The sequence below is a fragment of the Pelagibacterium sp. genome, assembly GCF_048264985.1.
Lineage (GTDB): Bacteria > Pseudomonadota > Alphaproteobacteria > Rhizobiales > Devosiaceae > Pelagibacterium.
In genome coordinates this window covers 24054-37765 of record NZ_JBLXCL010000007.1, presented here as the reverse complement: position 1 = coordinate 37765, position 13712 = coordinate 24054, and the positions used below count along the sequence as shown (strand labels likewise).

Sequence of the window (13712 nt, the reverse complement as noted above, 5' to 3'; positions counted from 1 at the left end):
CCCAAGAGTCGCTTGAAGGGCTTTCTTAACGTTGTGCATTAAGAAAAATTTCTCTAATTTTTCTTTGAATTTCAACGAGTTAACACCTTGTTCAGTTAATGTAACTCGCATATTGCCCGACTGAATTAAACTTTGTTAACTAATTACCGGTAGCTTCGAGTCGTACCCAGTAGGGTTTGGTTAAGGGCGTCGGGATCGAGCTAGACGCCGGTCCCAGCAGGGACTTTGTTGGATTTAAGGGGATTGGCATGCGTGTGCTCTTGATAGAGGACGACAGCGCGACAGCGCAGAGCATCGAACTGATGCTCAAATCCGAGAGTTTCAATGCGTACACCACCGACCTCGGTGAGGAAGGTGTCGATCTTGGCAAGCTTTATGATTACGACATCATTTTGCTTGACCTCAATCTGCCGGATATGAGCGGGTATGAAGTGCTGCGCACGCTGCGCGTTGCGAAGGTTCAGACCCCCATTCTCATCCTTTCGGGGCTGGCAGGGATCGAAGACAAGGTACGTGGTCTGGGCTTCGGCGCCGACGACTACATGACCAAGCCGTTCCACAAGGACGAGCTGGTTGCCCGAATTCACGCCATCGTACGCCGGTCCAAGGGCCATGCGCAGTCGGTCATCAACACAGGCGATCTCAGTGTCAACCTCGACACCAAGACAGTCGAAGTGGGTGGTCAGCGCGTTCACCTGACGGGCAAGGAATATCAGATGCTCGAGTTGCTCTCGCTTCGCAAGGGCACGACGCTCACCAAGGAAATGTTTCTCAACCATCTCTATGGCGGGATGGATGAGCCTGAACTGAAAATCATCGACGTTTTCATCTGCAAGCTGCGCAAAAAGCTTTCGGTGGCCACTGCAGGCAAGAATTACATTGAAACCGTTTGGGGCCGCGGCTACGTGCTGCGCGAGCCCGATGAAAACGAGCTTGCCGAGAGCGCGTAACCGGCGCTCCAACTCCCCCTTGATCAAGTTTTGGGCCCGTGCGATCCCCTCGCGCGGGTCTTTTATTAGGTGTCGCCGGAGGATTTGATGTTCAAATCGATTGTTGTGGCGGCAGCTTTGGTTGCAGGGACTTGCAGTGTCGGGTTGGCGTAAGAGCCGCGTTGGGCGGAAGGCTTTCCGGCCGCGATGATGGAATACTAAACGCATGTCCAGAACCGCATATCGGCCACAGTCGAAGACGACGTGTTCGTAGGATTTGCTATCTTCGAACTAGCCCAATAGCCCCGCGCAGAGCGCGGGGCGCCGATCCTAAACCACCAGCTTTCGATAAAGGTGCCAAGTTGCGTGTCCCAGCATTGGAAGCGCAATGGCCAAGCCAACGAATAGTGGCAGTGACGCAATAAACAGCACGAAAGCGACGCCGAGTCCGAAGATAGTCATTTGAACCGGGTTTTTGGCAAAAGCCCGTATCGAGATGGCGACTGCATCGCCGGCGCTGCCGCCGCGATCGACAAGCAGCGGGAAGGCAATGGCGGTGGTGGCCAGTACGAAAAACGCAAAGGCCAGTCCCACGAGATTGCCCCAGATCAACAGGCTCCAGCCGCGTGACGTCGTAAATACTTCGCTGAACAGCGCCGTCAGCGTTGCTGGCTGGTTTGTGGCGAAATGGGCTTCATATATGGCGTTGGCGGCGGTCAGCCAGAGTGTGAAGACGACAGCGAGCATTAGGCCCAGTAGGATTATTGCGCCAATGGCCCGATGCTTGAGGATGCCCAATGCGTGACGCGGGCTGTCATCTTCGCCTTGTTCGCGACGACGGCTGAGTTCGTAAAGACCGATGGCTGCAAGAGGGCCGACAAGCGCAAAGCCGGTGGCGAGTGGATAGAGCAGCGGAAACGTGGCACCGCCAGCGCTCCACGCAGCCAGTAGAATGCCGACGGCCGGGTAGATGAGCGCGAGAAACAGATAGTGGGACGGATGGCGCCAGAAATCGGAAACGCCGCGCCCAAGGGCGTCGAAAATGTCTGCCGTCGAGATATTGCGAACTGCAGGTTCGGTGGTGTCGGACTGGGCAAGGGCAGGATTGGAATACACGGGCATGCTTATCTCCTCGGTCCACAAGGAGCGCGGTGCCACACATATCCCCCATTACGCGGGCACGCCGCGCTGTGCAGAGCGCACCCGGTATCGGACGCGCAACACTACTGATCATACAGCAATCAAGGCGATATGGGATTCCCCGTCACACAGTTGTGTGTGGCGGGGCGCCGGCTAGACGAAAGGCTGGAATTTTGATTCCAGCATCTGCTGGTCGAAGGGCTTGAGCATGTGGTCATTGGCGCCTGCCTTGCGCGCCATTGCGATCTGGCCGATGTCGCGTTCGGCAAGGCAATAGACGACCTTGGGCTTGTCGCCGCCATTGTAGCCGCGCAATGTCTTGAGGAACTCAAGCCCGTTCATGATCGGCATCTGCCAATCGAGAAAAATGACGTCGGGCATTTCCCTTGCGCATTTTTCGTAGGCTTCCTGTCCGTCCTCGGCCTCGTCGACAATGAAATCCATGTCTTCGAGAATACGCCGCGCGACTTTGCGGATGACGCTGGAATCGTCAACGATCAGACACGATTTCATGTGGCCAGTCCCTCGCTTTCCCGAACAAATCGCGCCCAGGATCGCGAGGAGTTTACCGCTGCAATGGTTATCGAATGGAAAAAACTACCAAACTAATCGATGTCGTGCGGCAGCGGATCTGCCGTAAAACGTAGGATATCGCCGTCGAGCGCGAGATTGAGCCCCATATGCGAGAGGCGGGCAAGAACCCCTGTGTAAAAGGGCTGAATGCCACGCGCATCGACACTACCTTCTTCGGGTGTTCCGGCCAGAAGACCCTGAACCGCGTTCGGGATAAGTGTTTTGGGGCCGGTTGCGGTTATCGTGAAATTCTCGCTGCCGGCGTCACCTTCGACTTCGACCGTGATCGTACCCCCGCGCGGCACGCCAGCGGCGACGATGAGCAACATGTTAAGCAGCAACTTGGCCTTGTTTTTAGGCAGAAGCATTGGCGTGACCTTCCACTCAAGGTCTGCCTTTTCCCCAGCCATAAAAAGCGATGCAACGCGATCGGCCTCACGGGTGTCGATATCGGTGCCTGCAGTTGAGGAGGCGCCAAAGGCGAGGCGGGCGAATTCAAGCTTCGCACGGGCCTGCCGGGTCGAATTCTCGATCAGCTCTTTTGCGAAGGTCTGCATATCGACCTGGGTGGGGTCGGCAAGGACTTCAAGGCCGTTGCCGATGGCACCTACAGGATTGATGAGATCGTGACAGACACGCGAGCACAGCAATGCGGCAAGGTCCGGCGCGCTCAGTTCGACAATGCTCGTCATGGCCAAATTCTCGCTTTTCGTTGTTCGAATCAATTTCGACAGCACTTTACTGTGCAAGTGGGGCAGGGCAACGCCAAGTTTAGTGGATAAATCCCTGCATTATTCGGTTTGGCCGGCGCGCCGGTCGGGGAGCGCGTCCCAATTGGTAGCCGCGCTTGCCAGTGCTGTGCCAGGCGCCATGTCAAACGCTGCACGGTTTCCTATGGAATAAAACAGCATCAGCCGGCCACCGACCATCCGGAAAATTTGCGGATTGCCGTCCGAAAGATGGCCGCGTGCCATGGCCATCGCGCAATGTCCACCGAAAAGCGGCGCATAGACCTCAGGGTTATTGGCGAAGATATCGCGATTGGCGGCTGAGACAAAATACCAGGTAACACCGTTCCACTCGAGTTCATTGACCGGCGAACCCTGCGTCGCAGTATTTTCCGTAAAATAAGCTACCGGATCAAAGCCCGACAGTGCGACCCCCGTCAGTGCGTTGGTGATAATGGACTTTTCCTGCGCGGGCACCGCCTGGGCGAAGCCGAGCGCGAGAAACAGCAGGCACAAAGTCGCGTAAGACTTTGTAAGGGTTAAGATTTGTTTACCTATTTGCCGCATTATCGCTCTATGAACCGCTATGCTGTTGGGGGCGGGCCGGTCAATCCTAGCGCAGGGCTGTTTGGCCTTGGTTAACCGGTACGCATATCGCGAAATTTTTACGCGCGAAGTGGGAGCACATGCTTTGATTATCAATCGCTTCTTGGCGGCACTGGCCCTTTGTATTGGCCTGGTATTTGGCGCCACGCCGGCCAATGCGCAGCAGGGTTCGTTGTCCGACACCTATTCCAGCGACGAGATTCTCTCCGCCGGCCACCAGTTTTTCGGCTCGGTCGCACAAGGTCTTGCATCGGTCATCGAGCAGGCCTTCGAGCAATACGGCCAGCCAAATGCCTACATTCTGGGGCAGGAAGGCGGCGGTGCGCTCTTTATCGGCGCCAAGTATGGCGACGGGACAATGTATACCCGCAATGCAGGCACGCATCAGGTGTTCTGGCAGGGACCGAGCCTTGGACTTAATATTGGCGCTGACGGCAGCCGGGTCATGATGCTCGTCTATAATCTGCCTTCGGTAGAAGCGATCTATGATCGTTATCCAGGTGTGGAAGGCTCTATTTTCGCCGTGGGCGGGATTGGCATGACCGCGCTCAAGCTCAATGATGTCTACGTCGCCCCGATAAGCTCGGGTGTAGGGCTGCGGGCAGGGGTGGCCGTTGGATATCTCAACTTTACGCGTGAACCGACCTGGAACCCTTTCTGACCTGAAGTGGTTCTGACGCGGCGGGCGCCTTATCCCATAGCTGTGAGATGACGCCTTGGCTTTGATCGGGTAAGGTTACCCGCAATGCAGTGTGGCGCCGGGCTCTGATCGGCGACATACTTACGGGCAGGGCTTCCCGCAGGGGAGAGGCGTATGGTCATAGAGAATGCTATGTATTTCACGCTCGGGTTTCTGGCGGCGGCCTTGTTTGCCATCGCCATTGGCCCAGCGTTCTGGCGTCGTGCGGTCCGGCTGACCAAGCGTCGGATCGAAGCTGCAACCCCGGTTACGCTCGCCGAATTCCGAGCCGACAAGGACAAGCTGCGAGCCGAGTTTGCCATTACCCTGCGCAAGCACCAGCTCAAGATCGACGCTCTGCGTAGTCAGATTTCAGGAAATGTAGTGGCTCTTGATGCAGCCAGGAGCGAGCTTGCCGCGTTGCGTACCGAGCGCGACGATCAGTTTGCTGCCATCGAGTCTCTTCAAACCCGTGAACAGGAGCTGGTGGCGCATATCCGCGATATAGAGCGCGACTCTGCCGCTCTTGCAGCGCGACTGCGTCAGGCCGATGTGGATTATTCCGATATCGACCCGGACCTTATGCCCGATGCCGGCGAGGCGATTACTGGCGAGCAGTTGACCGGAGACTACAGGTCTGACGTCGAAGATTTGCTGACAGCGCTCAATATCGAGCGGCAGCGCAACGGCTACCTTGAGGACCAGACGCGCATGCTCCTGGTGCGGCTCGAAAAGAAAAAGAAGAGCGGGCTCAAGGACGAAGCTATAGCAATGTTGCGCGATACGCTGTCCCAGAACGATCCCGAGAGCGAGGCGCGTTTGGGGCTTCGGCGCGCTGAGGCAAGGATCTCGGGTGCAGAGAACCGTCTCAATGCATTGCTCACGGAATCCAGTGATGAGGAGCAGAATGCAGAGGGCGACGGCTCGCGGCGGCTTTTGGCGGAAGATTTTTCTCAAGCCGAACGGAGCGAATTGCTCAGAACGGCAGTGACCGGGCTTGAGGGGGCCATAATGACTGATTGGGATACCGAACGGTTCGACGCTGCAACATTGCGTGCGCGTCTGGAAGCCATTGCCACCGACGTTTCCGCCCTGGTTTACGCCGGTGATGCCGAAGACGATCAGGCTATGACTGAAAGCCTGTTTGACACCGTTCGCAAGTTTGCCGCCGACAGCCTGGAAATCGAAGAACTCGATTCTCGTGACACCGGATCGTCAGGTGGCGCGGTGTCCGACCGGATGGCTGCAATGCGCGACCGCGCCGCGCAGTAATTATCTTTCCACTGCCCGCCCGAATGTCAGCACGATATTTCAACTTTGGCACACTGACAGCATTTCCAGACCTTGGCGTTCACAGTTGGTGGGCGTAGCTTTTGCCTAATTCTTATGCATCGCGTTTATTTCGCGGTCACTGACGACGAGGCAAGACATGTCATCCGCAACGACTCATGCGGTAGCGCGCAAGCCAAAGGGCCCGCTCTATACCAATTTCGGATTCCAGGTACTTCTGGCTCTGGCGATCGGCCTGCTTCTGGGCCTTATCGCCCGGCAGATGGGACCGACAGAGGGCGGGCCGAACTGGCTGGTCCAGACTCTTTCGACTGTCGGATCGAGCTTTGTTCAGCTCCTGCGCACAATCGTTCCCGTTCTTATCTTTACGGCCATCGTCGCATCCATTGCCAATCTGCGTGAGCTAAACAACGCCGCCAGGTTGGTTTGGCAGACATTGCTTTGGTTTGCGATTACGGCGCTAATCGCCGTGGTCATCGGTATTGCGCTGGGGCTGATCATTCAGCCTGGGCTGAACACGCAGGTAGCGGCGGAAGCTGCGCGCGCGCCGTCGCGTTCGGGTTCATGGCTCGATTTCCTGACCGGACTAATTCCCTCCAACATTATGGGGCTGCAGGCCTCGACCCGCTTGAACGATGGCGGGGCGACGACGAGTTTGAGCTTTAATGTGCTGCAGATTCTGGTGATCTCCATCGCCGTGGGCGTCGCTGCACTCAAGGTTGGCGATGCCGCCAAGCCGTTCCTCGAGTTCAACCGCGCATTTCTAAAGGTCATCCACAAGCTGTTGTGGTGGATCATCAGGTTGACGCCGATCGCTACCGTCGGCCTGTTAGGCAATGCCGTGGCCGTCTATGGCTGGGACACGCTGGCGCAATTGGGCTGGTATGCTGCTGCCATCTATATCGGGTTGGCAATCGTCATGTTCATTGTCTACCCCTCGCTGTTGACGGCCAATGGCCTTAACCCGATCCGGTATTTTCAGGGTGCATGGCCCGCGATCCAGTTTGCCTTCGTTTCGCGCTCGTCGGTTGGCACGTTGCCAATTACCGAGCGGGTAACCGAAAAAAATCTCGGCGTTCCGCGTGAATATGCAAGCTTCGCCGTGCCGTTGGGTGCGACAACCAAGATGGACGGTTGCGCATCGATCTATCCAGCAATCTCGGCGATCTTTGTTGCGCAGTTCTTTGGAATTCAGCTCGGCATACAGGAATATCTGCTGATCGTTTTCGTCTCGGTCATCGGCTCTGCCGCCACGGCTGGACTGACAGGCGCGACCGTCATGTTGACGCTCACATTGTCGACGCTGGGACTGCCGCTCGAAGGCGTGGGACTGTTACTGGCCATCGATCCGATCCTCGATATGGGCCGGACTGCGGTTAACGTGGCGGGGCAGGCATTGGTGCCCACCATAGTTGCCAAGCGGCAGGGCATTCTCGATCAAGGGGTTTATGACGCAGTCGAGGAAATCGAGGCGCTCGATACTGGGCCCACCCCGGCCGCCGTTCCGGCGGAGTAATGAAAAAGGGAGGCTTTGGCCTCCCTTTTTTATGATCTGAGCATCTTGCCTTGCAGTTTTAAAGTGGACTAGAAAAGTCATAATTTACTTTGCAATGAGGAAGATTATGATTTTGCGTGGGATTGGAAGGTTGGCTACAGCGCTGGCCGCAATGGTTTTGTCGGTCTTGGTGTCGGGAAGTCTGCTTGCCCAGGAGGCGTTTCCCGTCTCGATTGATCATGCGTTTGGCGAAACGACCATAGAGGACGAGCCGGAACGCATTGTGACAATCGGCTGGATGAGCCAGGACACAGTGCTGGCGTTGGGCGTTCTGCCCGTCGGTATTCCCTATACGAGCTGGGGCGGGAATACCGAAGGGTATTACCCTTGGGTCAAGGAGGCTGTCGAGGAGTTAGGGCTTGGCGCGCCGGCGCAGCTCAACTTCGACAACGGCATTCCGTTCGAAGAGATCCTTTCGCTCGAACCTGATGTCATCATCGCGCGCTATAGCGGTTTGACCGACGAGGAATACGCTCGGCTGTCAACGATCGCGCCAACCATCGCCTATGCCGATCAGCCATGGTCCGGCAACTGGCGCGATATTACGCGGGTTGTTGGTACGGCGTTGGGGCAGTCGGACCGGGCCGAAAGCCTTGTGGCGGAAACTGAAGCTTATATCGCGCAGCAACGCTCCGCTCATCCCGAATTTGAAGGCAACACCTTCCTGTTTGCGGGCAGTGTCAGCGAAGGTATCGGCCAATTGGCTGTTTATGTCTCTACCGATCCGCGCGTCCAACTGATCGAGGATCTGGGGCTGACATTGGCCGAGGGTGTAAAAGCGCTGCCGATTGACCAGGGGTTCAACATTGCTGTCAGCCTGGAAAATCTAGGCTCTGTGGAAGCCGATATCCTGTTTGCCTGGCACCCGGATGCTGCTGGCGAAACCTATGTGCGAACCCATGATCTGCTGTCGCGGTTCCGCCCGGTTGCTGAAGGGCGCTATGTCCCAATCATCGACCGCAGCTTTGTTATGGCAACCTCCGCACCCTCGCCCCTGTCGATTCCTTGGTCGCTGGAGACTTTGGTGCCGGAAATTGCTGCGGTCCTGCAATAGGGGTGATCGGTTTCAACCGCGCATTTTATTGGGCTGCGCGGTTGAACTCCACATTGGCCTTATTGTTGCTGTGTGCGGTGCGTGAGGGCCGCAATGAAATCGATCTTTTCCACTATCGAATCGGACAGTACGAAGGGATAGGCGTCGGGAAGGCCCATGGAGCGATTGAGTTCATTGAGCATGACGCTAACACCGATCCAGGCTTCGGTTAGCCGATGGGTGTCGGTCGTGCGATAAGGGCCAAAATCGACATCTGCTGACAACTCTCCCGATCCGTCGCGCGCTGGCTCGGTGGTAACGCCAAGGCTTCGCGCCGTTTCGAGAGTATCGGTGATGTGCAAGTAATGCGCCCAGGTTTCGGCGAAATCCTCCCAAGGGTGTGCGCTGGCATAAGACGAGACGAAATGCTGGGCCCAATCGGTCGGCGCGCCATTTGCATAGTGCGCTTTTAGCGCCTGGGCATACTCGGCGGTATCGTCACCGAATACCGCGCGACAGCGCTTGAGCCAGCCTGTGTCGCGCACGAGAATATCCCAGTAGTAATGGGCAGTTTCGTGCCGGAAATGACCCAGCAGTGTACGATAGGGTTCGCCCATCTCCGCCCTGCGTCTTTCGCGCTCGGCGTCGTCGGCTTCAGCCAGGGCAATTGTGATAATGCCATTGGCGTGACCGGTCATGACTGTTTCGCCGCCCGTATCGGCGAGAAAATTGAAGGCTAGCCCGCGTTGGTGGTCTTCGCCCTTGGTGATTAGAGGCAGGTCGAGGCGGATGAGGCTGTAGAACAGCCTTTTTTTTGCGCGCTCAAGCGTCTGCCATTCGGTTAAATTGCGGGTGTTCGAGATGTCGGGGACTGTCTCATTGTGCTGGCAAGCCATGCAGAAACCAGGCTGTTGGGCAATCCAATTGCAGGCCCCATGCTCGGCGTTGGCGCAATAGGGCGTAGCGTCGGACACTGCGATCATACGGTTGGCGGTCGGATCGTAGCCGATTGAGGTCCCGCATTGGCCGCATGCGCTGTTGTCGAAGTAAACGATCTGGCGGCAATTAGGGCAGGTGAACAAGCGCATTGCAGCCTCCGGTGGCGTTTGCTGCTGCAACGCTCATGATTGCGCCCGGTTCCCTTTGCTCCCGATCACTAGATGCTGCCAACTGTGCGCAAACGAATGCGAGGGTGGACTTCGTTCTGGCTCATGACAACGGTTTGCGGACGGAAGCGTTCGATGATTGCCCGCACGTGGGGTCGGATATGTGGCGAGGTGATCAGCACGGGGATTTCGCCCATCTGGGCTGCGTTTTCAAATCCGGTCTGGATGCCGGCAATAAACTGCTGGAGCTTTGAAGGGGCCATTGCCAGGTGACGCTCGTCGCCCTCACCCATCATTGCTTCGGCAAAATCTCGCTCCCAGTTGGGCGAGAGTGTGAGGAGTGGCAGATTGCCATCCATACCGAGATTGGCAGCGCAGATCTGACGGGCCAGACGTGAGCGGACATGCTCGATTATCTGACCTGTGCTGCGCGCCGAACCGGCGATTTCCGCAACGCCTTCGAGTATCGTGGGCAGATCGCGGATGGACACGCGTTCGGCGAGTAGCCCTTGGAGTACCCGCTGGATGCCCGATACCGAGATGAGCGAGGGTACGATATCTTCGACAAGTTTCTGCTGGTCCTTATCAAGACCCGAGAGCAGCGACTGCACATTGGCATAGCTCAGCAAATCTGCAGTGTTGGCCTTGAGGACTTCGGTAAGATGGGTCGAGATCACAGTCGAGGGATCGACAATGGTCAGACCCTGGACTTCGGCCTCGTCGCGCAGGGCGGCATCGATCCATGCTGCGGGCAAGCCAAAAGTCGGCTCAACCGTGTGCTGGCCGGGCAGGGTAATCTTATTGCCATAAGGATCCATGACCATCAGTTGATTGGCATAAACCTCGCCATGGCCAGCTTCGACTTCCTTGATCTTGATCTTGTAGAGGTTCGGTTCGAGCTGCATGTTGTCAAGGATGCGCACTGCGGGCATAACAAAGCCCAACTCGGTGGCAAGCTGGCGGCGAAGGGCCTTTATCTGCTCGGTCAGCCGGTCGGTGCCCGAATCGTCCTCTTTGACGAGGCTGAGCAGCCCATAGCCGAGTTCGAGCTTGAGTTCGTCGATCTTGAGGCTATCGGTGATCGGAGCTTCGGTTGGTGCCGCTGCCGACTGGCGGGCCTGCTCAACGACTTGCTCCTGCTCGGCCACAGACTTTTGGGCCTTGAGTTTCTTGGCCGAGGTCCAGGCAAGGTATCCGACAGCGCTGCCAAGGGTCACGAACGGGATGAGCGGCATGCCCGGAACAAGCGCCATTGCAAACATCACGCCGGCGCTCATGCCCAGCGCCACGGGATAGGATGTGAACTGTGTGCTTAGCGCCTGGTTGGCTGACCCTGAGATGCCGGCTTTTGAGACAAGGATACCGGCCGCAGTGGAAACGATAAGCGCTGGAATCTGACTGACCAGGCCGTCGCCAATGGTCAGCAGGGAATAGTTGGAACTGGCTTCCTGTATGGTCAGCCCCATCTGCATCATGCCGATGATGATACCGGCGATAACGTTGATGAAAGTGATGAGCAGACCAGCGATGGCATCGCCGCGCACGAATTTGGAGGCGCCGTCCATGGCACCAAAGAACGAGCTTTCGTCCTCGAGTGTCTTGCGCCGGTTCTTGGCATCGACCTCATCGATAAGACCGGCGGACAAATCGGCATCAATGGCCATCTGCTTGCCGGGCATAGCGTCGAGATTGAAGCGCGCTGCAACTTCGGCAATACGACCGGAACCCTTGGTGATCACGATGAAATTGACGATCAGCAGGATCGCAAAGACGATGACACCAATAATGAAATTGCCGCGGGTAACGAAATTGCCGAAGGCTTCGATGACATTACCGGCGGCGGCTGTGCCCTCGTGCCCGTCGGCGAGAATAAGACGGGTGGACGCCAGGTTGAGTGCCAACCTGAACATTGCCGAGACCAGAAGAACTGTCGGGAACGCTGAAAATTCAAGCGGGGTCTGAATGAACAACGCAGTCATGAGGATCATGACCGAGAAGACCATCGAGAAGGCCAGAAGAATGTCGAGCAGCACTGCCGGCATGGGCAGAATGAGCACGGCAAGGATAATGACGACGCCAACCGCCAACCCGGCATTGGACTGGCGAACGATCTCGACGATTTCGTTGAGGCGCCCCAGGGGGCCGGCTGAAGCTGTGGCGGGCGTTTGAGTCATCGTCTGGCGGGCAGTTCCCGAAGGGATCGGTGGGTGGGTTGTTGCGGCTGCCCCCACGCTGCGACCCTGCCCATGATGGGGCGGAGCGGCCGGCGAGAGGGGCGCCGCGATCGTCATGCGGCGCTATAGCGTCTATTGGGGACGGCCCGTTCGCCGTCGGGCGCCAGTAGCTGATTGCCGCCGGCTCCGGAGCGTGCGTCGCCAGGCGCAGGGATATCCACGCCTTCATCGGCATATTGATTGAGCTTGTTGCGCAGCGTGCGGATCGAAATGCCCAAAATGTTGGCCGCGTGGGTCCGGTTGCCAAGGCAATGGCCCAGGGTGTCGATAATGAGGTCACGTTCGACGTCGGCGACGGTTCGTCCGACCATTGTACGCGAAGCCGCGTCAGCGGCTTGGGCGGCTTGGGTTGCCAGCGAATGTCCTGCAACAGCCTCTGACAGGCCGGAGCCGTCGGGCATGCGGATTGCATCTGGCTCGATGACATCGCCCGAGGAGAGCAAGACTGCGCGATGGAGCGTGTTCTCCAGCTCGCGGACGTTGCCCTGCCATGGCGCGCGCAGCAATTCATCGCGGGCTGCCTGTGACAGGATGCGCTGAGGCAGGCCGTTAGCCGCCGAATAGCGAGCTACGAAATGTTCGGACAGTGCAACGATATCACCGGGGCGCTGGCGAAGCGGGGGCAGCTTGAGGTTGACCACGTTGAGCCGGAACAGCAAATCCTCGCGGAAACGCCCCTCTTTGACCTCGGTGAGAAGGTCGCGGTTCGATGTGGCCAGGATGCGAATATCGACCGATACGGGCTTGTTGCCACCGACCCTGTCGATAACGCGCTCCTGGATGGCCCGGAGCAGCTTGGCCTGTAGTCGGAAATCCATTTCCGAAATTTCATCGAGCAGCAATGTGCCGCCATTTGCTTCTTCGAACTTGCCGATGCGGCGGGCGACAGCGCCGGTGAAGGCCCCTTTTTCGTGGCCGAACAATTCAGATTCGAGAAGATGCTCCGGGATTGCGGCGCAGTTGATGGAAATGAAGGGCCGGTTGGCGCGCTTTGACCGGGCGTGGAGATATTTGGCCATGATCTCCTTGCCGGTGCCGCTTTCGCCCGTAATCAGAACCGAAGCGTCGGACCCTGCGATCTGGTCGGCCAGTTTGACGACTTTTGCCATGGCGGGGTCGCGATAAAGGAAATCGGAGCTTTCCCGCGCAACGGCGGCGATGACCGCGGCGATGAGCTCGGCATCGGGGGGCAGGGGAATGTATTCCTTGGCGCCTGCCCGGATGGCATTGACGGCAGCAGCGGCATTGGTCTCGGTACCGCATGCGACGACCGGGATCGCGATGCGCTCGGCTTCAAGCGCGGCAATCAGCGCCGGAATATCGATCATCACGTCGACAAGAAGCAGGTCGGCGCCTTTGCCCGCCCGCAACGATGCAAGGGCGATATCGATGGTCCCTGCATGGGCGACCTTGGCACCGCCATCCATTGCCATCTTGGAGGCTTGGCTGAGCTGTCCTTCGAGGGCGCCGATAATCAGTAAGCGCATGGGTTTGGTCTCCTTGCCGGCGGACTAACTGTTTAGCCGGCCTTGATAATTTCTGTCATGGTGACGCCAAGGCGTCCTTCAACGAGCACGATTTCGCCGCGTGCGACGAGACGGTCGTTGACATAGATGTCGATGGCTTCGCCGACCTGTCGGTCAAGCTCGACCACTGTGCCGATGTCCATTTTCAAGAGCTTGGCCACCGGCATTCGGGTTCTGCCCAGTACAACCGAGAGCCGTACGGGCACGTCAAATACTGCCTCGAGGTCAGCGGCAGTCTTTTCGCCATTGCCCGTGTCTTCACTGTCGACCTCGGCCAGCATTTCCTCAAACGAGATGCCGTCGGATACGGTCT

Annotated in this window: 13 protein-coding genes; 5 read left to right on the top strand and 8 right to left on the bottom strand. The window is 57.6% G+C overall.

The annotated features are described in order from the left end of the window. The first annotated feature begins 248 nt into the window (after positions 1-248). Positions 249-950, top strand: coding sequence for a response regulator transcription factor CtrA (gene ctrA, locus ACN0TA_RS15270; RefSeq protein WP_014131573.1), 702 nt, complete (start codon positions 249-251; stop codon positions 948-950). Between the two features lie 309 nt (positions 951-1259). Here ctrA and ACN0TA_RS15265 read toward each other — a convergent pair whose 3' ends face one another. The 4 genes from ACN0TA_RS15265 to ACN0TA_RS15250 form a co-directional block, all read right to left on the bottom strand. Further along, entirely contained in the window at positions 1260-2051 is a 792-nt protein-coding gene (locus ACN0TA_RS15265) for a DUF2189 domain-containing protein (RefSeq protein WP_417584467.1), read from the bottom strand. A gap of 171 nt (positions 2052-2222) precedes the next feature. After that, complete coding sequence (locus tag ACN0TA_RS15260) at positions 2223-2582, bottom strand: response regulator (RefSeq protein ID WP_417584465.1); 360 nt, start codon at positions 2580-2582, stop codon at positions 2223-2225. Positions 2583-2674: 92 nt separating this feature from the next. Further along, positions 2675-3334, bottom strand: coding sequence for a histidine phosphotransferase ChpT (chpT, locus tag ACN0TA_RS15255; protein ID WP_417584463.1), 660 nt, complete (start codon positions 3332-3334; stop codon positions 2675-2677). A 99-nt stretch (positions 3335-3433) separates the two neighbouring features. Continuing rightward, positions 3434-3937, bottom strand: coding sequence for a YHS domain-containing (seleno)protein (locus tag ACN0TA_RS15250; RefSeq protein ID WP_417584461.1), 504 nt, complete (start codon positions 3935-3937; stop codon positions 3434-3436). A 124-nt stretch (positions 3938-4061) separates the two neighbouring features. Between ACN0TA_RS15250 and ACN0TA_RS15245 the strand changes: the two genes are divergently transcribed. The 4 genes from ACN0TA_RS15245 (at position 4062) to ACN0TA_RS15230 (ending at position 8554) form a co-directional block, all read left to right on the top strand. Further along, complete coding sequence (locus ACN0TA_RS15245; protein ID WP_417584459.1) at positions 4062-4637, top strand: DUF1134 domain-containing protein; 576 nt, start codon at positions 4062-4064, stop codon at positions 4635-4637. 153 nt (positions 4638-4790) lie between these two features. Next, positions 4791-5927 carry a hypothetical protein gene (locus ACN0TA_RS15240; RefSeq protein WP_417584457.1) on the top strand — a complete coding sequence of 379 codons (1137 nt, stop codon included), beginning with the start codon at positions 4791-4793 and terminating at the stop codon, positions 5925-5927. Positions 5928-6084: 157 nt separating this feature from the next. Next, on the top strand, positions 6085-7461 hold the full coding sequence (locus ACN0TA_RS15235) for a dicarboxylate/amino acid:cation symporter (RefSeq protein ID WP_417584455.1): 1377 nt from the start codon (positions 6085-6087) through the stop codon (positions 7459-7461). Between the two features lie 106 nt (positions 7462-7567). After that, positions 7568-8554, top strand: a complete 987-nt coding sequence (locus ACN0TA_RS15230) for an iron-siderophore ABC transporter substrate-binding protein (protein ID WP_417584453.1) — start codon at positions 7568-7570, stop codon at positions 8552-8554. A 59-nt stretch (positions 8555-8613) separates the two neighbouring features. On the opposite strand, the gene ACN0TA_RS15225 is transcribed toward ACN0TA_RS15230, so the two are convergent. The 4 genes from ACN0TA_RS15225 to fliN form a co-directional block, all read right to left on the bottom strand. Continuing rightward, positions 8614-9621 (bottom strand): zinc-binding metallopeptidase family protein, encoded by a 1008-nt coding sequence (locus ACN0TA_RS15225; RefSeq protein ID WP_417584451.1) that lies wholly within the window; start codon positions 9619-9621, stop codon positions 8614-8616. A 68-nt stretch (positions 9622-9689) separates the two neighbouring features. After that, positions 9690-11813 carry a flagellar biosynthesis protein FlhA gene (gene flhA / locus ACN0TA_RS15220; protein ID WP_417584449.1) on the bottom strand — a complete coding sequence of 708 codons (2124 nt, stop codon included), beginning with the start codon at positions 11811-11813 and terminating at the stop codon, positions 9690-9692. Between the two features lie 113 nt (positions 11814-11926). Continuing rightward, on the bottom strand, positions 11927-13360 hold the full coding sequence (locus ACN0TA_RS15215; protein ID WP_417584447.1) for a sigma-54-dependent transcriptional regulator: 1434 nt from the start codon (positions 13358-13360) through the stop codon (positions 11927-11929). A gap of 32 nt (positions 13361-13392) precedes the next feature. Then, positions 13393-13680, bottom strand: a complete 288-nt coding sequence (gene fliN / locus ACN0TA_RS15210) for a flagellar motor switch protein FliN (protein WP_417584617.1) — start codon at positions 13678-13680, stop codon at positions 13393-13395. Between the last annotated feature and the right edge of the window lie 32 nt (positions 13681-13712).